Consider the following 21,025-nt stretch of genomic DNA (forward strand, 5'->3'; position numbering starts at 1 on the left):
GGCCGCCGGTACGGGGCGGCCGGCGCGGCCCGCCCCGGGGGACGGGCCGCGCCGACCGCGCTACTTCACGGCGCCCGCGGTGAGCCCCGACCGCCAGAAACGCTGGAGCAGGGCGAACGCGAGGATGAGCGGGACGATGGCGAGCAACGAGCCCATGATGACGACGGGGTAGTACTCGGGGGAGACCGACGCCGAGCTGTTCCAGGTGTACAGGCCGAGGCTGACCGGATACAGGTCCTGGTTCGACAGCATCACCATCGGCAGGAAGAAGTTGTTCCAGATGGCGGTGAGCTGGAAGAGGAAGACCGTGACCAGGCCGGGCCCCAGCATCCGCATCGCCACCTTGAAGTAGGTGGCCAGCTCGCCCGCCCCGTCCACCCGGGCCGCCTCCAGCACCTCGTTCGGTACGTAACCCTGGCTGAAGATGCGGCCCAGGTACACGCCGAAGGGGTTGAAGAGCACCGGGATGAAGACGGCCCAGAAGGTGTTGACGATCCCCACTTTGGACGCCATCAGATAGAGCGGCAGCGCCAGGACGGTCTGCGGCACCATGACGGCCGCTAGCACCAGACCGAAGAGCTTCTCCTTGTGGCGGAAGCGGTACTTGTCGAAGGCGTACCCGGCGGCGATGCTGATCAGCGCACCCAGAGCCGCGCCCAGCACGGCGTACAGCAGGCTGTTGGCGTACCAGCGCCCGTACAGGCCCGCGTCCATGGAGAACACGTCCTTGAGGTTCTGGACGAACGAAAAACCCTTCAGGGAGAGGACGTTGCTCTGGAAGAGCGCGTCGCGGTCCTTGGTCGCGGCGAGCACCAGCCACAGCACCGGCAGCAGGGTGTACAGCACCGAGATGCCCACCACGAGGTTGACGACGGCCCGTCCGGTCAGCCCCGGCCGCCGGGCGGCGGAGGCGGAACCGGAGAGACGGGAGGTGGTACGGGGTACGGCCGGAGCGCTCATCGGGCGTCCTCCTCGGCTGCGTCGGCACGGTTCGTCCACCGGGTGACGCCGTAGGAGAGCGCCACCGTGAAGGCCAGCAGGATCACCGAAGCGGCAGCCGCCAGACCGTAGTTGTTGCGGGTGAACGCGGCGTCGTAGATGTACATGCTGGGCGAGAAACGGGAGTTGATCATCGGGGTGGACTGACCGAGCAGCATCGGCTCGGTGAAGAGCTGGAGCGCGAAGATCAGCGTGAACATCGCCACCATCACGATGGAGGAACGCACCAGCGGTGCCTTCACCTGGAGCGCGGTGCGCACCGGGCCCGCCCCGTCGACGACGGACGCCTCGATCACCTCGCGCGGCACGGCCTGCAACGCGGCGTAGAAGACGACCATGTTGTAGCCGAGATTGCTCCACAACGCGATGTTCACGATCGAGGGAACCACGGTGTGCACCCCGAGGAAGTCGACCGTGATGTCGGCCTTGCCGAGCAGGTCGATCACCGGGCTGAGCCCTGGGGTGTACAGGTACAGCCAGATGATCGCGGCGATGATGCCCGGCACCGCGTGCGGCAGGAAGAGCGCCAGCTGCGCCGAGGCGCGCAGCCGCACCACGCCCGAGTCCAGCAGCAGGGCCAGCGCGAGCGCGCTGACCACGATCAACGGTATGTAGATCAGGCAGTACAGCGCGACGATACCGAGCCCGCCGAGGAACGTCGGGTCGGTGAGGACCGCGACATAACTGCGCACTCCGACGAAGACGGTCTTCTCGGGGCCGAAGCCGAGTCCGGGCTGGTCGTCGCTGAAGAAGCTCAGCCAGATCGCGGTGCCGACCGGGATGAGGAAGACGGTCGTCAGGAGGACGAAGAACGGCGTCATCAGGGCGCCGGCGGCGCCGAGTTCGCGCCGTCGCGCCGTCGCGCGGCCGGACGCCGCCCGGGCGGGGGAGGCCGGACGGGTGGTCCGCCCCGCACCGCTCACGGGGACGACGGGCGGGGTGGTGCTGGTGCTGGCCATGGGGGTCACCTGCCTCTCTGCTGCGTAGGGGCACCGGTACGGCGTGGCGGGAGACCGGCGGCGCGGTGGTGCGAGGGCACCCGGGGGCGGCTCACGTGGAACGCTCACTGGTGGCGAGGCCGAGCGCCCGCAGATCGGGCATGGTGCCCTTCTGGGCGGCCTCGATCGAGCTCAGCAGCGAGCCCTTGCCGCCGCTCGCCCGGGCGAAACCGTCCTGCATGACCTTGCCGGTGGCGGTCATCCGGGGACCCCAGACCCAGCCGTCCCGGACGATGCGCGCCTGCTCCTCGAAGACCCGGTAGATGTCCTGGCCCGCGTAGTAGGAACGGTCGAACGCCTGGCTGCCCACGGAGACGAGGCCGGGTGCGGCCGGGTACTGGCTGCTCGCCCCGCTGGAGAGCCGGGCCCGCAGCGCGTCCGGGTGCGAGACCTGCCACTCGATGAACTCCATCGCGGCCTCCGGGTGCCGGCAGTCCTTCGTCACCGAGAAGGTGGACCCGCCGTGCGTCCCGTTGGACGGGTTCGCCGTGTCCCACTGCGGGAACGGCGCGATCGCCCACTGCCCCTTCTGGCCCGGGCGGGCCTTCATCTGGGCCCCCGCGTCCCAGGCGCCGCTGAGGCGGGCGAGGACCAGGCCGTTGCCGATCTGCGCGTCGCTCTGCCGGCTCTCCACGGCGTTCATGAACACCTGGTCCCGGTCGATGAGCCGCTGCCAGTACGCGGCGACCCGCCGGGTCGGGGCGTCGGCGAGCGAGACGTTCCAGGTGCCACCGGTGGTGGAGAACCACTGGGCGCCCGCCTGCCAGGCGTACGCGGCCATCTGCGTCGCGCCGTCCGTGGGGAAGAGGACGAGCCGCCGCTCACCGCCCTTGCGCCGTACGGTCGCCGCCGTCTCCTCGAACTCGTCCCAGGTGCGTGGCACCCGCAGCCCGTACTCCTCGAACAGATCGGTGCGGTAGTGCATCACCATCGGCTCGATGTCGAGCGGGACGGAGAAGATCTTCTTGTCGAACGTGGTGAGCCCCAGCGCCTGCGGCAGCAGTTTCGCGCGGAGCGTGTCGCTGACGAGACCGGTCAGGTCCCGGGCGACACCGTCGATGGCGAACCCCGGTACCTGCGGGTACTCCAGGGTGGCCACGTCCGGGGCGTTTCCGGCCCGGGCGGCGTTGCTGAGCTTCGCGTAACCGCCCTGACCGCCCGAGGGGATCTGCTGGAAATCGACCTCGATGGTGCGGTGACCGCGGTTGAAGGCGTCCACCACCTCCTGACTGCCCCGCAGGGACGACCAGAAGGTGATGCGGACCTTGCCGCCCTTGCTGCTGGTGTTGCCGGCGTTGCTGGTACCGCTCGTGTTGCTCGTGCTGTCTGTACTGCTCGTGCTCTGCCCCGATGCCCCGCCACCGGAGCAGGCGCTGAGTGCACCTGCCACCGGCAGCGAGACGATCGTGGCCAGCACGGACCGACGACTCTGTCGATCAGGCATGCGCGCCTCCCGCGGCTCCTGTTCGGGACAACGGGAATCCTGATCGCCTGATCGGATACGGTCAATAGATCGATCAGAAGAAAATCAAAGCGGTCAAACGATCGGATCGTGCGGCGGAATGCCCACCGCCCGCGCGGAACCGCGCACCTTCAGCTCCGGCAGCAACTCCGTACGCCGCACTGGCCCTTCCGCCCCGGCGGAACCACCCAGCCGGTACAGCATCAACTCGGCGGCCGCCCGCCCGATCTCTGCCTTCGGTGGTGACACCGCGGTCAACGGCGTGGTGCCCAGTGCCGCCACGACATCGTCGTACGCCACCACCGAGCAGTCCTCCGGCACCCGCACCCCGCTCTCGGAGAGCCGCTGGACCAGCATCAACGCGTCGACGTCGCCGTGCAGTACGGCCCCGGTTGCCCGCCGCTCCCGCAGCACGGCCGCCAGGTCCACCGCCGCACCGGTGACCTCGCCGGCCTTTCCGTCGCCTTCTCCGTCGTCCGCGCCGTACCAGCCGTCGGAGGCGACCGCGTCCGGCGAACTGAGCACCACGTGCCAGTCCTCCACCTCCGGCCGTGCGGCGGCGATCTCCGCGAACGCCGCCCTGATGCTCCGCGCGGTCGGGCTGTCGTTCCGGGCCGCCAGCACGATGCGACGGTGCCCCAGGGACACCAGGTGGTCCACGGCGAGATGGACCCCGTACCAGTGGTCGGAACAGACCGAGTCCAGGGCGTGCAGCGCGCTCCCCGGCCGGGGTCTGCGCTCCATCAGCACCGTGGGCACCCCCACGTCGGCGAGCCACTCGGAGTCGGACTCCTCCCACGCGGCGCTGCGCCAGCGCGGAGCGATCAGCAGCCCGCGGGCGCCACCTGCCAGTGCTTGCTCCACCAGGGGCCGTTCGGTCCCCCGGGCCTGCGGCGCGATGTGCAGAGCGACCCGGATGCCGTGCTCGTCCAGCACCGAACGGGCCCCGTGCAGCGTCTCGTACAGGTACGAATGGCGCTCCGGCACGACGAGCGCGACCGGGCCGCCCTCGCCGGCCGCGTCGAGCCGGGGCGCCGCCGGAGCGGGGGCCGGGTCTTGCGCCAGGGCGGTGGACCGCGCCACTCCGTGCCCGCGCCTGAGCCGTCCCGTGCGGGCCAGTTCCTCCACGTCCCGGCGTACCGTGACGACGGAGACGTCGAGTTCCTCGGCGAGCGCGGTCACCTTCACCGCCCCTCGCGACCGCACCACCGCGAGGATTCGCTGCCGCCTGAGTTCCACCGGCTCCCGCATGCTGTTGGCCCCTTACCCCGTACTGCCGCATGGTGTGCGATTTTCGTTTGAGCGATTCTTCGATCGCTCGCGGGCGCAGCATAGGCAGATGGTCCCGGCGGGGCGCCAGGGGGTGTGGCGGGGAAGGCTTCGCCGGTCGGTGGGGGCCGGTTCCGCGGCGGGTGACTGTTCGGTGGCGGGTGAGGGCCGGCGGGTTGTACGCGCGAGCTGTGCTCCCGTGCGCTGGGCCTTCGCACGGTGCTTTCGGCGGCGCACTCGTGTGTGGTGCCGTCCTGTGCTGGCTCTCGTGTGCGGTGCCCTCGCGTGCGGGCGCCCGGTGGGCGATGGATCACACCGGGATCGATCTGTTTAGCATTCGATCTGCAATGGATACCCTCACGCTTTTCCAACTGGCCGTGCTTGCCGCGGCATCAGCCCTCGTCGGCTTCTCGAAGACCTCGATCAACGGCGCCAACACGATCAGCCTCGCGGTCTTCGCGGCCGTGCTCCCCGCCCGCGAGTCCACCGGCGTGCTGCTTCCCCTCCTGATCGCCGGTGACGTCCTGGCCGTATTCGTCTACAGGCGGCACGCGCACTGGCCGACACTGCTGCGGCTCTTCCCCGCCGTGGCCGTCGGCCTGGTCGCCGGAACGCTCTTCCTCAAGTTCGCGGGCGACGGCGCGGTACGGGCGTCGATCGGGGCCATCCTGCTGGTCATGGTCGGCGTCACGCTCCGGCGGCGACGGCGCCCCGGGCCGGTGGAGGGCGGGGAAGCGGTGGACGGCGCCGGTGCGGCCGGGGGAGAAGCGGCTGGAGCGGGCCCGACCGCCTCCGGCCGCCGGGCCCGCAACGCCGCACGCACTCGGGCGGGAACCTACGGGGTGCTCGGAGGCTTCACCACCATGGTGGCCAATGCGGCCGGCCCCGTCATGTCGCTCTATCTGCTCTCCTCCGGGATGCGCAAGCTCGGCTTCCTCGGCACGTCCGCCTGGTTCTTCCTGATCGTCAACGTGACCAAGGTGCCGTTCAGCGTGGGACTCGGCCTCATCGACGGACGCTCTCTGCTGCTCGACGCGGTTCTGGTGCTCTTCGTCCTGCCCGGCGCCTGGCTGGGCCGCCGATGTGTCGGCCGGATCAACCAGCGGCTCTTCGAACGGATCGTGCTCGTGGCGACGGTGGTGGGCGGACTCCAACTCCTCCTGCTGTGAGGGTCGCCCGGTACCGGTCGGACGTGCGTGCACCGGCGGACGTGGTGTGACCGTGGTGGCGCCGCGCCCGCGCCGCCGTTGCTCAGGGAAGCAGCAGCCAGTCCGTCCCGACGGCGGCCAGCAGGACGATCCCGAGTAGCCAACTCGCGAGCCGTGTGCGTCCGTTGCGGCTGAGTTCCATCACCACTCCGCACAGGACCAGGGCGAGCCCGTAGACGCCGACGACCAGGACCGACGAACGGCTGGCGATGCGCATCCACAGGACCACGGCCATCGCCGCCATGCCCGCCGAGGACAGGGCGACGCGCAAACGCCGTGCCTGACGTGGCGTCAATCGTTTGACGCCCGCGCCCGTTTCGTCATCGTCCGAGGCGTTCTCCGGCTCGTCGGTCGACTCGTCGACCGGCCCGCCGTCGACCGGCCCGCCGTCGACCGGCCCGCCGTCGACCGGCCCGCCGTCGACCGGCCCGCCGTCGGCCGGCTCGTCGACGGCCGGTGCGGTGATCTCCGACTCCGGGTCGCCGGCCCTGGTTTCCGAGCCAGGGCCTGACGGGGCCGCAGGGGCCGCGGCGTTCGTGACCTCGGTGTCGTCCTCCCGGGCCCGGTCCTTGTCCCTGTTCCGCTCCCGGTGCGCGTCCTCGTCGCCGTTCCCGTCCTCGACCTGGACCTGTGCCCGAACCTGTTCCTGGTCAGCAGTGCTCATGGAGCCGGATCGTAACGGCTGTCGGCCTTCGCCGTACGGTGAGCCCTGGCGGATACGGCCCGCAGCCCCGCTCGGCCGCCCCGGCCCCGTGGTGCGGACGGGGCCGGCGAAGGCATGTGTCATCGGGAGTCCCGTATCCGAACCGGTGGCCGCCTCGGCGGACATGGCGGACTTGGCCGAAACCAGCCGTTCCGCGATCCCCGGGGTGTGCCTACGGCCGGAGCCGAGGCGCCTCCGCGGCGGCATCCAGGCCGGCCGCCGGGCGTCCGCCGCCCGCCGAAGAGGCCGCTGCCGGGGTCCCCGACCCCCCACCCGCCGTGTCCGGGGACTCGACCCGTCCCGCCAGTTCCCGGGCCCAGTCGATCAGCCCGCCGACGCCGATTCCGTACGGTTCGCGTGTGCGGTACCCGGCGAGCACGCTCGCCCCCCGGCGCAGCAGCCGGGCCCCTCCCACCGTGTTGCCGCGTGCCGAATGTGTCAATCCGACCGCCAACTGGGCCATGGCGCGCCAGAGTTCGCGGTCCTCCTCGGGGCCGGACTTCCAGGCGTCCTCGAAGACCTCGTGCGCGTGGAAGGGCATGCCCGCGTCGAGCAGCCGCTGGGCCTCCCGCAGCGTCTCCTCGGGGGAGCGCACCACGCCTTCGGGCTGGCGTTCCACTCCCTCCGTCCCGTAGGGCAGCGGGCGCCCCAGCCCGTCCCTGGGGCGTGCGTTGCGGGCTCGGCCTTCGGCGTCGCGGTCCCTGTGCGTCTCGTCCACGGCTTGATTGTGCCCCGCGGGGCCTTGCGTCCGGACCATGCGGGGCTCGCGGTTCGGGGGTCCCACCTGCGGCGAACTGCACGAACCACCACCCGCGCGGTCCCGCGCGCGACTACGCTCGGCCCTGTCCGCATCACCTTGGGGAAGGGGAGGCATGAAGCCGTCCCGGCCGTTGTACGAGCGCGAGCCCGAACTCGCCGTCGCAGCAAGCGCGGTGGCCGCGCTCTGTGGCGCGCAGGCCGTCGGTGGTCTGCTGGTCTGCAGCGGGGAGGCGGGACTCGGCAAGACCGCGCTGCTGGCGGAGGTCCAGGCCATGGCCGCCGACCGCTGCACCGTCTGGTCGGCGCGCGGTGGTGAGACCGTCACGTCGGTGCCGTTCCACGTCGTACGCCAACTGCTCCAGCCCGCGCTCGTCCAGATCGCGCCCGACCAGCTCCGCGAGTTGTTCGGCGACTGGTTCGAGACGACCGCGCCCGCCCTCGGACTCGCCGAGCCCAGTGGACCGCAGCCCGACCCCCAGGGCGTCCGGGACGGTCTCGACCACGTCGTCCGCCAACTCGCGGTCCGCCACAGCCACAAGCCCCTGCTGCTCATCGTCGACGACGCGCACTGGGCCGACGGCGAATCCCTCGACTGGCTCTCTTCGTTCACCGAGAACCTCGGCGATCTGCCTTTACTCGCCGTTCCCGCCTACCGCCCGCGCGAAATGGCCGAGCGGGGCAGGGTCGGGGCCTTCGACCCGACCGCGTCGAGCGACCCCGCCAAACTGGTCCGGGTTCCCCTGAGCGCGTTCACCCCGGACGCCACCGCCCGTCTCGTCCGGGAGACCCTCGGGGATCACGCGGACGACCCGTTCTGCCGTGAGGTCTGGGCGGTCACCGGCGGCAACCCGTACGAAGCGGTCGAACTGGTCGCCAAGGTGCAGGACGAGGACATGCCGCCGGTGGAGGACTCCGCCGGCCAGCTGCGCGAACTCGGCGCCTCGGCCCGGGGCCGCGGACTCGTCGCCCGCCTGGAGCGGCTGGGAACCAACGCCAACCGGTTCGCCTGGGCCGCCGCCGTACTGGGCACGGAGATCTCGCGGGACATCGCGGCCAACCTGGCCGGGATGAGCGCGGCGGAAGCCGCCGACTGCACCGCCAAGCTCCGGGAAGCCCGTATCGTCACCGGCTTCGACCCGCTGGAATTCGTCCACCCGCTCATCGCCTCGACCATCTACGACTCGATCCCCGGAGCCACCCGTACGGCCATGCACGGAAGGGCCGCCTGGGCCCTCACCGACGCCGGACTCGGTGTCGCGGCGGCCTCGCGCCACCTGCTCGAAGTCCACCCGGACGACGACCAAGGAGTGGTGCAGCAGCTCCGGGACGCGGCCAGACACCATCTCGCGGTCGGAGCCCCGGAAGCCGCCCAGCGCTGCCTGGCGCGTGCCGTCGAGGAGCCGCCCCGGCCCGAGGACCACGCGCTGATCCTCTACGAACTGGGCTGCGCGACGCTCCTCAGCTCGCCCGCCACCACGGTGCGCCATCTGCGCAACGCCCTGGACACGCCAGGGCTGGACGACCGCGAGCGGGTCGACGCCACCTTCCGGCTCGCCGCCGCGCTCGCCCACAACAACGAACTCAAGGAGGCGGCCGACACCCTCGCGGCGGAGTCGGCACGCACCGCCCCGGGGCCGGGCCTGATGCGCCTGCAGGCCGCGCACTTCCAGTGGGAAGGGATGCAGCGCGAGGAGTACGACGGGGCGGCCCGCTCGCGTCGTCTCGCCGGCAACGCGGACCATCTGGAAGGCCGGGACAACCCCGAGCGCGCCCTGATCACCCTGCGGGCCTTCGACGCCATGATGCGGGGCGAGAGCGCCGACCTCGTCGTCGAGTTCTGCGAACGCGCCCTCGTCGACGGCAGCCCTGCCCGGGGCCTCGGCTGGACGGACTCGGAGTGGGGATTCGAGTTCCCCACCATGGTCGGCATCACCTACGCCTTCACCGACCAGTACGAGCGGGCCCAGAGCCTGTTCGGCGAAGCGGTGCGGGCCTTCGAGATCTCCGGCTGGAGCGGCGCGCACCTCGCCTTCGCCCACACCCTGCTCGGCCTCGTCGCCCGCCGTCGCGGAAGACTCGCGGAGGCCGAGGACTTCCTGCGCGAGGGGCTGCGGCTCGCCGACCGTGTCGGCACCGGCCTTCCCGTCCACTGGGACGCGGCATGTCTCCTCATCGACACCCTGCTCGCGCGAGGCCGCACTGCCGAGGCCCGCGTGGTCGCGGACCAGTACGAGTTCGGTGCCCCGTACCCCAGCGCCATGGTCCTCCCGGACGCCCCGTGCGTCAGTGGCCGCCTGCTCCTGGCCGAGGGGCGGACCGAGGAAGCCGTCGCCGAGCTCGAAGCGGCGGGCCTCGCCCTGGAAGCGCGCGAGCGCCACAACGGTGTCTGGGCACCCTGGGCGTTCGATCTGGCCCGCGCCCTGCTCGACACCGACCCCGCCAGGGGCGCCGAGATCGCGGTCCGGGCCAGGAAGCACGCGGAACGCTTCGGAACGGACACGGCGATCGGAGAGGCCCTGCGCTGCCTCGCCGTGTTCGCGCCCGCCGCAGAGGCCGAGAAGCTGCTGGCCGACGCCGTCCGCCACCTGGAGGCGTCCTCCTCGGAGTACGAGCACGCGCTCGCCCGGTACGAGTACGGCCTCGCGATCCGCAGCACCCACGAGCTCGCCCGCGCCCAGAGACTGGCCCTCGCCTGCGGTGCCGACGGACTCGCCGCCCGCGCCCATCAGGCACGCGCGTCAATCCGGCCCTCGGAGTGAGGTAATGTTTTCCCTGCGCGGCCGACCGGGAACACCGGGAGGAAACGCAGCGGGACGTGGCGCAGCTTGGTAGCGCACTTGACTGGGGGTCAAGGGGTCGCAGGTTCAAATCCTGTCGTCCCGACTGGAGACAGTCGTAGATCAGGGCCGGTTTCGGAGCAATCCGAGACCGGCCCTTGATCTTTTCCGGGGACCAGTTGGGGACCGGCCGGGGTCTGGGCGTCCATGACCGGGTCAGCGGGTCATGGCGATTCTCTGGCCCCGAAACGTGCCGGTCTGTGCCGATCCATGCCGGTCCGTGCCGGTCCTCGCCGTCCCGTGCCGGTCCTCGCCGTCCCGTGCCGGTCCTCGCCGTCCCGTGCCGGTCCGTCCCGTTCCGGTCCGTACGGACGCGGAGAGTGCGGGGCGCCCCCACGCCGCGAGGAGTCACCATGCGGCAGCAGTCCGGCCGGCCTTCGGCCCCCTTCGGTGAAGCGCGCGACGCGTACGAGGCGCACCGCCGGGCATGCCGTCAGTGTCGGGTGAACGGGCTGCCCCGTCCTGCGGCCGAGCATCCGCGTCGCGCGCACAGCAACGCGCTCCGTGCGGCCCGTTCCGCCCCGGCCGGTCGGTCGCCGCCCGGCCCGTCCCGAGGCGGCGTCCCGCCCCGGTCACCCCGTCGAACTGGCCCTGGAAAGAGGCGGGTTGAGCTACCGCGTCCACCCTCGCCGCCCTCCTCGTGAGGGTCCGGCGGTGCCGGTCGGAGGTGTTGCGCCGGCACCCGTGGCCCATGGTTGTCCGACAGTGCACTGCTTCTGCTTGATCGTGCATGGACCACCGGGTTGGGCGGGGCTGATGCCCCGTGAGCTGTGATGATCGGAATCGAGAGAAGAGAGCACGTACTCCACGACTCCGTCGGTCCGGCACACCGGGCGGACCTGCCCGATCGGCGAAGGTGCGGATTCCGGGCCGTCACGGGACCTGTGCGCTCCTTCCGCGCGGTATCGCGCCCTCGACAAGGAGTCCCATGGCTGATCAAACCGACGAAGCGCGCGCCGTCCCGGGAGTCGTCGTACAGGCCGACGATCTCCTCACCCGCGACGGGACGGCCGCATTTCTGGGCGCGGACAGCCGGGTCACACTGCTGGAGGCCGACCGGATCGCCGACGCCGACATCCTGGTCGTCCTCACGGCCACGGTGAGCGGCAAGACCCTCTCCACGATGAGCCGGGCCAGCCAGGCCACCGAAGGCCGGATCCGGATCGTGCTCGTCGCCGACCACATCTCGGAACAGCAGCTCGCGCTGGCGGTCAACCACGGCCTGGTGAGCTTCCTGGTGCGCCCCTTCACCAGCTTCAGCCGGATCCTCTCGGCCGCCGTCGAGGCGCATCGGGGGCGCGCCGCCCTGCCGCCGATCCTGATGAACATGCTGCTGGACCGGATGCGCACCATGCAGAAGGACGAGTGCCCCACCGGCCTGCTGCCGGTCGAACTCTCGCAGCGCGAACTCGACGTGCTCCAGCTCCTCGCGGAAGGGATGGACACCGTCGAGATAGCCAACAAGCTCAGCTACTCGGAGCGCCTGATCAAGAGCGTCATCCAGGCCGTGATCAAGCGGCTCGACCTGCGCAACCGCACCCACGCCGTCGCCTACGCCATCCGTATGGGCATTCTCTGACCGACGGTCCGCTCCGGCCGAAGGTGTCGAGAAGGGTACGGGTGATGTGCGTCCGTGCAGGCCCGCTCCGCACCGGTCCACCCCCCTACCCGCTCTCCCTAAGCTTCCCGGAGAGTCGTCGCCATGTGAGCGGCTGGGCCGATGACCGCACCACCTGGACCGGGAAGGCATGGAGATGAACCACCGCGAGCCACAGGCCGGACACTCCGACGAGTTCGCCGGAGCGCCGGACGGGCAGGCGGTATGGGAGGGCGAACTGCCCTGGCAGCTCCCGCATCCGGACCAGGCGGGGGAGGAGAGCCCGCTCCACGCGACCCCCGAGGCACGCGCGGCCGCAGAGGTCCCGCCCACGAACCCCGATGCGACCGCTGTCCGTCCCGTCGCGCAAGGCCCGCTCTCGGACGCGACCGCTGTCCCTCCCGTCGCGCACGGCCCGGTCTCCGACACGTCCACCCATGCCCCCACCGGTACGCCCTCCGGTGCCGAGGGCGAGTCGACGGGCCGCCGTACGAGCCGGCCCGCGACCTCCCCGCAGCCGACGGGCGGCGGCGGACGACGTCGGCGGTCCGCCGGCGCAGGAGGGCGGCGGCCGGGTTCGCGCGGTCACCTCGCCAAGCCGATTCTGGCCGGAGCCGGCCTGCTCAGTGCGCTGCTGCTGCTCGCCCCGCACCTCTTCGGCGACGACGCGCCCCTGCAGACGGTCAAGGCCGGCGCGGAGGACAGAGAACCGGAGACCGACACCGCACCCGACCCGGGCCACCCCGACGCCGCGAAGACGTCACCGGGCCCGGCGGCGTCCGCCACGCAGCGAGGCAAGGACTCCGCGGGCGGCGGGCACGACGCCATCGTCGAGGTGGCGGCGACCGTGCCGACCGAGTCGGCGAAACCCGCCACCGGGCCGACGGCCGTCCCGAGCGCGACCAGGAGCGCCACGCCCACCAAGGCCGCCCCCGCACCGGCCGCGACGACGGAACAGTGGACGACCACCGTGGTGAACGGCACCCGAGTGCTGGATCCGGGCCAGCTGTGGTCCACCAACCGCATCGGCCTGAACTTCCAGGGCGACGGCAATCTGGTGCTCTACGACACCAAGGGCACCCCGCTGTGGTGGTCCGGGACGGTCGGGCAAGGCGGGGTACGGGCCGTCTTCCAGGCCGACGGCAACCTCGCCGTCTACAGCCAGGACTCGCGGACCGTCTGGTCCTCGCACACCGAGGGCCACGACGGCGCCCGGCTGGTGCTCCGGGCCGACGGGAACATGGTCATCGAGCAGGGCGGCACCGTGCTGTGGTCCACCGGTACGGCGATGTGACCTGCTCCGCAACCTTTCTGACGGACTGTCGGTCCCGCCCGGTCCGTCCCCGCACGAGCGGACGCCCCCTCGCGTGCCGGTCAGAACGAGCCCGTAGGGTGATCCAGCCGGCGGCGGCGGAGCGAAACTCGGCGGAGCGGACCGGAGTTGGCCGTTGATCCCTGCGTGGAACCGGCCGATCACGCCCGCTCACCGGCGGGCAGACCCGCTTGCACGGAGAAGCCGGCCATGAGTGGCAATCACACAGGAGTTACCGCCCCCGGTGGAGGGGCGGTGCCGCCGCCCGTACCGGGGCCTCGCCAGGGCCCGGGCCGACCGGACCCGGACGCGCCGTCCGTCGGCGGCGCTCCCGCTTTCGGGCGCCAGGGTGTCGGCGGCCCGCGTTTCACCGCCCACCGCGCGGGTGGGGCCTGGCTGGTGGCCCCGGTCGGCCCGGTGGATCCGCGCGCTCTCGCCTTCACGGCCGGGCTCGCCCCGGACGCCGAGTGCACCGTCGTCGTGGCGGACCTGCCCGACGGGTCGGACGACGCGACCCTGGACCGGCTCGTCCGGGCGATCCCCGCCGGGTCGGACGACCTGAGGTTCGTGTTCGGCCGGCCGCTGCGGCGTGACGCCGTGACGGTCGCCCAGCATCTCGCCGGACGACTGGGCCGGACGGTCATCGCCGCGGCAGGCGCACCACTGCCCACCCCCGGCGGAGGTCTCTGGGTGGGTCCGGACAGCGGACCGGGATGGATGCGCTGCGCGCCCGGAGGCCCCCGGACGCAGGACTCCAGGGCCTTCCCGAAACCCTCGTGGGAACCCACCGTCCCACCGCGCCCGTGGGCGATCGGCAGAAGCGTGGCGGAGCCCCTGCCCGCCGGCGTCTGGCTGAGGCCCTCGACGGAGGACCCCGCCCGCTCCGCCCGGTGGACGCGGCTCGCCGGAGGGCCCGCGGTGTCCACCGAGCTGATGACCGTGGCGATCGGCGCCCCCGGGGCCCCGGCGCTGCCGGTGGCGGACATCGCCCGGTTCTGGGAGGACCTTCCCCCGTGGCTCCGGCCGGCGGTCCGCTTCCTCTGCTACGGACCCGCCCGGCTGAGCGGCGGACGGCACCTCGGAGACGTCCTCGCCCAAGTGGTCGGCGAGCCGGTGCGTTTCCTCAGCGGCATGCCACAGGACACGGGCGACCGGCGGGAGGTGGTGCTGACGACGGACGACGGCACGCCGGGCCGCCCGCTCCGGGCCCACGAGTTCGTCCACCTGCCCCCGGCCGGATTCCCCGCTCCGCCGCCCTCCCCGTTCGCGGCGGCCCACCGATGGCCCCTCGGCGCGTTCCCGGAGATCCGGCCCGGTACCCACCGCCTCGCCGACGACGTCGTCGTCGAAGTGGTCCGCAGCGGCCTGTGGGTGCGGCCGACACCGGCCCCCGCGCACGCCCCGCAGATGCGGGACGCCGACCCGGACCCCGCACACGAACGCGTGCTCTGCGACGCCGCGTCGGAGGAGCACCTTCCGCGGCTCCGCCGGCTCGCGCAGGACCTGGTGCGCTCCTTTCCCCCCGGACTGCGCGGCTCGGTGCGCCTGGGTACCGGCCGCCCCACGGCCCCGGCCGGCCGTGCGTCCTCGCAAGCCTTCCGGGCCCCTCTCCCCGGCGCGGCCCGGTCGCCCGCCGCCCCGTACCCCGGGCCCGTGGGCCGTACCTCCCCCGCGGCCGAGGCGCCGCGCGGAAACCCCGGACCGGCCGAGGGCGCCCCGGACCCCTCCGACGCCCTCGCGGCCGTCCTGCGCCGACTGGCGGGAGAGGGCGCGCCGGACGTACCGGTGACGTCCATGGTCGGGAACACGCCCGGCCCCACCGAGGACGTCCTGCTGGGCAGGGGGCTGCGGATGCTTCCCCTCCTCCCCGGGCCGACCGGCCTGCGGGCCACCCTCGACGAGCCGATGCGCCGCTGGTACGCCGAACAGGCCGTGGTGACCGACCCGCACGCCTGCGAGGCGTCGACGCTGGGCCCCGCCGGGGCGCCCGGCAACACCGCCTTCCTGATCCTGTCCGTGAACGGCCGCAGCACGGAATCGCTCGACCCGCTCCGACCGGACCGGGTGATCTTCCTGCCCGGCTCCCGGTTCCGGGTGCTGGAAGCCGGGCCCGGTGCCACGGGCGTGGTCATGATGAGGGAGCTGGCGCCCGAGGAGCCGCCCCTCGACCGCGTACGCGACGCGGCGGCGGTACGGGAACTCACCCGGGCCTGGCAGGACTGGCGGGCGGGGCGGCCCGGCACCCGGCCGGGCCGCCACTGAGGCCCCGTCGCCCCGAAGCTCAGTCGTCGTAGGTGGTGGTGCACGTGTCGTCGTGGAAGAGCGCGCCCTCGGTGACGGGGAGATCGTCGGCCGGGTCCTGGACGACGGTGGTCAGCCCGGTCAGACGGTCCGCGCACGCGTGGGCGGCGGAGTCGCTGTCGCCGCTGCCGCCTCCGAGGTACATGTCCAGCCAGGTCGTGGCTCCTTCGGGAGCGGTGTCCAGGCTGTGGCAGGGCCCGTTCTGCGGGCTGCCGCCGTCACCGCAGGCGTCCTCGACGATGAAGTACCGCCGCACCTTGGGTATGTAGAAGCGTGTTCCCGCCGGGTAGTCCAGCGTGTCCTCGCCGCCCTCGGTGGTGTGGCCGACCGCGAGGGTGATCGGGTCTTCCCACGTACCCGTACCACCGGCCTGGTCGTGGATGACGGGGGCGGAGATCTGCGCACTGCCCCGGGGCGTGTTGTCGAACCAGGTGTAACCCGTCGTGAACGCGTTGCTGATCGTCTTCCCGGAACCACCCGCACCACCCGAACCACCCGGAGACCCCGCACCCGCACGGCCGGAGGGCGGGACGGTGGACGCGGGCCCGGCGGGAGCCCGTCGCGCCGACGGCTCCTGCGACGACGACGGTGAGGCTGACGCCTGCGACGAGCCCGCGGGGAGCGGATCGACCATGCCCTCCGGCAGTGTCGCGGGAACCCTCTCCTGATCGGTGGTGTTCACCGCGCCGAACGTCTTCAGGAACTGGTGCTCGCTCTGCTCGGTGCCGCTGCAGTCCTCGGACAGGGTTCCCGCCTCCGGGCACGCCCTGTCCCGGCCCAGCGACCAGAACGCCAGCTGCTGGATCCCCTTCTCCACCGCGAAGTCCGCCAGCCGGGACGCGTCGTCCGTGGTGAACACCTCGCCCTCGGTGTCGTTCACCCCGATCATGGGCGTGTTCCCCTCCATCGCCCACAGTTCCGCGTCCGACTTCGACGGCCAGATCCGCCCCAACTGCCCGTGCAGCGCCGTCGCCGCGTCGATCGCGGCCTGCCCCATGTCCGCCACCGCGGACCCGTAGTCCATCGTCATGATGTTCACCAGTGACACCCGCACCCCGGCCCGCTCCGCGTCCTGGAGCATCTCCACCCCGTCCGCCTCCAGCCCGGCCGCACCCGACGGCAACGTGAACTGCACGTCCAACCGTCCGCCCGCGCCCTCGACATCCTTCTGCAACGCCGCCAACGCCTCGTTACGACGCCCGTACGCCTCCGTGTCCGCCAGCGCCGCGCCTTCGAGGTCGAAGTCCAGCCGCGAAAGCCCCAACACGTCGACGACCGACCGGTACTGACTCTCCAGCGCGTCGACCGAGCCGCACGCCGAGGCGAGTTCCGTCCCCGACGCACCACCGAACGACGCGATCACCTCGCCCCCCGAACCACGCAGGCCCTCGATCGCCGACAGCCAGCCCTCGTCCGAGACCGGCGTGTCCCCGTTGAACATCGCCTTGCAGCCCCCACCGTCCAGCACGAACCCCAAGGTCGCGTACCGCAACCCAGCCGCCCGCGCCTCCTCCAGCACCGACGGCGATCCCCACGTCTCCACGTACGGCGCCGCGAACCGCGACGGGAAGGCCGAACCCGTCGCGAGCGGGGGGTTCCCCGGCGCGAGGGCGGGGTCGGACGAGGACGAAGAGGACGGGCGGGTGATCTCCCTGCCGTCGTCGGTGACGAACTTCCAGGTGATGCCCTGCACCAGCCCCTCGTCGAGCGGCGCGAGCCGCTCGAACGCCGTCCGGCTGAGGTCGAGATGGTCGGCGTCACAGGAGGGGCACTGGTCCCTGACCGGCACGGTGATGGACTTGCCCTCGTACGACACCTCGACGGAGACACCGTCGCAGATCGGGTCCTCGTTGGGGTCGTCGGTCGTCCACCACTCGTGGGACACCGCCACGAGATCCTCGGTCGCGGCGTCGACGACGTCTCCGCAGGCGCCGTAGCCGGCGGCGTCGTAGTACGTCATCCGGCCGGTCATCTCCTGGTTGGCGGCCGGGTCGTCGGCCAGGGCCAGGGACACACCGCCCAAGGTGACGGCCAGCAGCGCGACCGCGCCGCCCGCGATGATCCGATTCCGGAAGGACACGGTTTCTCCTGTCGGTGTGGTGAGTCGTGGGCCGGCCGCTCGGCCCGAGGGGTCGGGCGGATGCGGCAGGCCGTTCGGGGGCCCGTCGGGCACACAGGACGGGCCGGGGTACGGGGCCGGGCGTGAACGCGCGCCGGGCCGATCATGGGAGATCGGGGGAGTGCGTGGCGGGGAAGCGCCGGTCGTCTGCCCGGCGGGCCACCCACTGCGCCTCTTCGGTCACCGTGCCGCCCTGTTGCCGCGCCGGGCGGGGTCGTGGTGCCGTCGCGGACGACGTGGCCACTCGTGCACGGCCGGCCCGCAAAAGGGCAGTGCCCCGCCACCGGCCTTGTCGGTCTCCGGGGCTCTCTGCTGCGATGGGCCGGGTCGGGTGCGGCCGCCGGTCACCGGGGACACGCACACAGGACGGCGAAGACGGCGAGCGGTGAGAAGGCATGAGCGAGACTCCCGGCCGGCTCACCGGCTGCCGGCGCACCGGGGGCCCGCTCCCGTGCCGCGCCGGCACGGCCACCGGCCCCGACTCCGCCACGGAGCGCGCCACGCGCACCCGGTCGTCCACCGCCGCCCGGCCCCGGCGCGGTGACGGCACGACGTACGGGGGCGGTACGCCGTGCGTCGGCTGACCGGTGGGCTCGGCCCCCTGCGGACGCTCGCGGCGAGACTCGGGGGCGCTCCAGGGGCCGCCGGCTCCGGGCCCGTCGTCCTGCTCACCTCCGACAACGACGAGTCGGCCGGTCTCACGGCGACCGTCGACGCCCTGCGGCACGAGGACCCGGACCACGCGACCGTGGTGGTCGCGGCGGGCCTCGAAGGGTCCAGGGCCCTCTGGCGTCAACTCACCCCGGTGCTCGACGGTTTCAGGAAGTCCGGCATCACCGTCGTACGGCTGGTGTGGGCGGGCGCGGGCGCCGACGAGCCCGGACGTCCCGCCCCCGCGCGGCGGATACGCGACGACTGGCGGCTGGAGGTCGTCGCTCCCGCCGGCCCGGTGGTGGTCGCGCCCGGCGGATCGCTGTTCGCACCGTCCGGAGTCGGCGGTACCGGCGGGTGGTGGCGCTTCGCCCCGGACCTGGGGCCGCAGCCTTTGGGCCTGCGCCATCCCGTACCGAGCTGGGAGGACGCCGCGGCCCACCTCGCCTCCGACGCCGTCGAGGGCCATGTGGTCGAGTCCGTCCCCGCGGGCGTGCTGATCCGCCGGGCCGAACCGCTGCCGCCGGCCGCGCTGTCGGTCGGCGCCTCCATTCCCGTGGACGGCCACCGGCTCGCGGTCGTGGTCGGCATCCCCGGCGCCTCCCCGGTCACCTCCCGTGCCGTGACCGAGCTCCTGACCCGGCTGCCCCCTCGCGCCCGGTCGGCCGCGCGGCTGATCCCCGGAGACGGGCGCGACCTGCTCGCCACCGGTCAGGAAGCCGCCGATCTGCTGGGCACCGAGGTGGAGATCGTCAGCGGCGTGCCCGCCCTGCTGGAATCGGCGGACGGCACGGAGACCGAACCGGCCGTGGTGCTCATCGGACCGGACGGCGAACCGTCGTGGCGGCCCTACGCGGAGACGGTCGCCTGCCTGCCCGCCCAGGACGGCCGCACCCCCGCACCGCGCATCGTGCGCCGGCGGTCCCCCGTCGCGGGCTCGGCTCCCGTACCCGAGGGCGGGGCACTGCCGTTGGGCGACCGGTGGGGGGTCGTCGTCACCCGCTCGGGGCTGTGGGTGGGGCCCCGCGAAAGCTCCCGGCCCGAGACCCTCGGCCTGCTCCTCGACCCCGACACCATGGTCGTCGACATCGGCGTCCCCGGACGGCCCGTGGACGACGGACTCTGGCCGGTGCTCGACACCTTCCTGGACGAACTGGAACCGGCCGTGGTCGAGCGCACGACGCTCCACCTCAGGGGCGCCTGCACCGCGCAGGGCGGACGGCAGGCACGACGCCTCGCCGACCGGCGCGGACTCACCCTGGAGCACGACGAGGAGCCGGCGGCCGAGCACCGCACGACGGGCGGCGCGCCACGGGCGAGGGAGGGGGACGCCTCGGCGCGGGAAGCGGCGCGGAGGGAGGCGGCCCCCGAAGTACCCTGGCACGCCTCGCCGATGAGCGTACGCATCCGGCACGTGGCCGCGCACCCCCCGGCCGCCACCGGCGACCGGCCCTCCGCGGTCGCGGCGGCCGACGGGCGGGCGGTACGCCTCACGTCGACGGCGGGCGGTGGAGGCGATGCCTCGCCCTCCCGGACCGCGGACGGTCCGGGGGCCTCTTCCCCGGCCCCGGCTCCTTCCTCCTCCCCGGCACGGGTGGGTGGCCCCACCGCGCTCGGCGTCGGGATGCCTGCCGCACTCGGCGTCGGGATGCCCACCGGCCGGATCGCGTTCACGGCTCCGGCGCCGGCGCCGGCAGTCACGACCGCACCACCCGGGGCGCCGACGAGCACCACCGGCACCCCGGACGCCCACTCCGCGTCCCCCGCTTACGCCGCCTCCTCCGCGTACGGCGCCGGAGCGCCGCTGCCACCGGGGTTCGCCGAGGCGTTCGCCGCCAGTCGGCCCGTGGGCGCTCGGCCCGTGGGCGGACCGGCTGAGGGCGCCGTGTCGGCGTGGGCTCCGGCCGCCCCGGAAACCGCCCGGGCCGCCCCGCCGGAAGGCACCCCGCCCGCCCCCTCGGCACCGAACCCGCCGTCCGCGCCCTCGCGTTCGGCCGCCCCTGCCGCGCGCGTCGGCCCTCTCCACCGGAGCGGTCCCGTCGAACAGCAGGCGCTGCGCGCGCTGGCCGGGGAGCAGTGGTGGCAGCAACAGGCCGCGGTGGCGCGCACCTTGACGGTGATGCCCGGTCTGCGCGGGCAGGACCAGGACGACGCCGTACTCGCCGACCTGATCGCCGTACGCTCCTTCCTCACGCTCGACGACTCCCCGCTCGGCCGACGCTGGCTGGAACACCGCCTGGCGGCCGGGTCCGCCGACGCCTACCCCAGCCTGGTCGGTCTGGCGTCCGGTCTGCGGAGGCTCCCGTCGTACCGGGGGATCGTCGTGCGCGACGTGGCGACGTTCTCCCCGGAGGCGCGCGCACTGACGGCCGGTACGGAACTGTGCCACCCGGGGCCGGTCGGCGCGTACGTGCTGGAGGGCGCACCCGCGTCGGCGGGCGACCGGTATCTGATCTGGTCGACGACCGGGCGCAGGGTGCGCAGCCTGACCGGGCCGGCCGCGCGGCCGGGACAGGGCGAAGAGGTCGTCTTCGGTCCCGGCACCCGCTTCCGGTTCCTCGGTACGCGGGGTGGGCACGGCGCCTCCACGGTGCTGCTGCGCGAGGTGGCACCCGCCGACCCGGTCGCCCGCTCCGGCGAACAGGACGCCTCGGACCGGGGCGTACGCGAGCAGCTCTCGGCAGCCGCGGACAGCCACCCCACGACCGAGGGCGCCGCGCCCTGGCCCGACCGGTTCTCCGGCCGGCTCCCCGAACGGGCCCCGCACCGCGACGACCACGTCTGATTCCGCGGACCGGCCCCGCTGCGCC

At 73.0% G+C, this 21,025-nt stretch carries 14 protein-coding genes and 1 tRNA gene; 8 read left to right on the plus strand and 7 right to left on the minus strand.

Annotation, left to right across the window (positions count from 1 at the left end; translation table 11 throughout):
• Positions 1–60 precede the first annotated feature (60 nt).
• From OHA55_RS29965 to OHA55_RS29980, 4 genes are all read right to left on the minus strand, one after another.
• On the minus strand, positions 61–960 hold the full coding sequence (locus OHA55_RS29965) for a carbohydrate ABC transporter permease (RefSeq protein ID WP_266712206.1): 900 nt from the start codon (positions 958–960) through the stop codon (positions 61–63).
• Positions 957–1,958, minus strand: a complete 1,002-nt coding sequence (locus OHA55_RS29970) for a carbohydrate ABC transporter permease (protein ID WP_266712208.1) — start codon at positions 1,956–1,958, stop codon at positions 957–959. Before OHA55_RS29970 ends, OHA55_RS29965 begins: the two co-directional genes overlap by 4 nt.
• Before the next feature lie 91 nt (positions 1,959–2,049).
• Positions 2,050–3,441 (minus strand): ABC transporter substrate-binding protein, encoded by a 1,392-nt coding sequence (locus OHA55_RS29975; protein WP_266712210.1) that lies wholly within the window; start codon positions 3,439–3,441, stop codon positions 2,050–2,052.
• A 93-nt stretch (positions 3,442–3,534) separates the two neighbouring features.
• Positions 3,535–4,710 (minus strand): substrate-binding domain-containing protein, encoded by a 1,176-nt coding sequence (locus OHA55_RS29980; protein ID WP_266712212.1) that lies wholly within the window; start codon positions 4,708–4,710, stop codon positions 3,535–3,537.
• A gap of 365 nt (positions 4,711–5,075) precedes the next feature.
• On the opposite strand from OHA55_RS29980, the gene OHA55_RS29985 reads away from it, so the two are divergent.
• Positions 5,076–5,897 (plus strand): sulfite exporter TauE/SafE family protein, encoded by an 822-nt coding sequence (locus OHA55_RS29985; RefSeq protein ID WP_266712214.1) that lies wholly within the window; start codon positions 5,076–5,078, stop codon positions 5,895–5,897.
• 82 nt (positions 5,898–5,979) lie between these two features.
• Here the strand turns inward: OHA55_RS29985 and OHA55_RS29990 are convergent, their stop codons facing one another.
• On the minus strand, positions 5,980–6,402 hold the full coding sequence (locus tag OHA55_RS29990) for a hypothetical protein (RefSeq protein WP_323180521.1): 423 nt from the start codon (positions 6,400–6,402) through the stop codon (positions 5,980–5,982).
• Positions 6,403–6,811: 409 nt separating this feature from the next.
• Complete coding sequence (locus OHA55_RS29995) at positions 6,812–7,357, minus strand: DUF309 domain-containing protein (protein ID WP_266712218.1); 546 nt, start codon at positions 7,355–7,357, stop codon at positions 6,812–6,814.
• A gap of 154 nt (positions 7,358–7,511) precedes the next feature.
• Here OHA55_RS29995 and OHA55_RS30000 point away from each other — a divergent pair, with 154 nt between their 5' ends.
• From OHA55_RS30000 to OHA55_RS30020, 5 genes are all read left to right on the plus strand, one after another.
• Positions 7,512–10,157 (plus strand): AAA family ATPase, encoded by a 2,646-nt coding sequence (locus OHA55_RS30000; protein WP_266712220.1) that lies wholly within the window; start codon positions 7,512–7,514, stop codon positions 10,155–10,157.
• 50 nt (positions 10,158–10,207) lie between these two features.
• A tRNA-Pro gene (locus tag OHA55_RS30005) sits at positions 10,208–10,281 on the plus strand.
• A gap of 882 nt (positions 10,282–11,163) precedes the next feature.
• Positions 11,164–11,814: a response regulator transcription factor gene (locus OHA55_RS30010; RefSeq protein WP_266712222.1), complete on the plus strand. Its 651-nt coding sequence runs from the start codon at positions 11,164–11,166 to the stop codon at positions 11,812–11,814.
• 169 nt (positions 11,815–11,983) lie between these two features.
• Positions 11,984–13,126: a hypothetical protein gene (locus OHA55_RS30015; RefSeq protein WP_266712224.1), complete on the plus strand. Its 1,143-nt coding sequence runs from the start codon at positions 11,984–11,986 to the stop codon at positions 13,124–13,126.
• Positions 13,127–13,399: 273 nt separating this feature from the next.
• Positions 13,400–15,406 (plus strand): hypothetical protein, encoded by a 2,007-nt coding sequence (locus OHA55_RS30020; RefSeq protein ID WP_266712226.1) that lies wholly within the window; start codon positions 13,400–13,402, stop codon positions 15,404–15,406.
• A gap of 19 nt (positions 15,407–15,425) precedes the next feature.
• On the opposite strand, the gene OHA55_RS30025 is transcribed toward OHA55_RS30020, so the two are convergent.
• Entirely contained in the window at positions 15,426–17,525 is a 2,100-nt protein-coding gene (locus OHA55_RS30025) for a cysteine/serine endopeptidase inhibitor (RefSeq protein WP_266712228.1), read from the minus strand.
• Between the two features lie 434 nt (positions 17,526–17,959).
• On the opposite strand from OHA55_RS30025, the gene OHA55_RS30030 reads away from it, so the two are divergent.
• On the plus strand, positions 17,960–18,148 hold the full coding sequence (locus OHA55_RS30030; RefSeq protein ID WP_266712230.1) for a hypothetical protein: 189 nt from the start codon (positions 17,960–17,962) through the stop codon (positions 18,146–18,148).
• Positions 18,136–21,000: a hypothetical protein gene (locus tag OHA55_RS30035; protein WP_266712232.1), complete on the plus strand. Its 2,865-nt coding sequence runs from the start codon at positions 18,136–18,138 to the stop codon at positions 20,998–21,000. Before OHA55_RS30030 ends, OHA55_RS30035 begins: the two co-directional genes overlap by 13 nt.
• Positions 21,001–21,025: the final 25 nt, after the last annotated feature.

This window comes from Streptomyces sp. NBC_00102 (assembly GCF_026343115.1).
Lineage (GTDB): Bacteria > Actinomycetota > Actinomycetes > Streptomycetales > Streptomycetaceae > Streptomyces.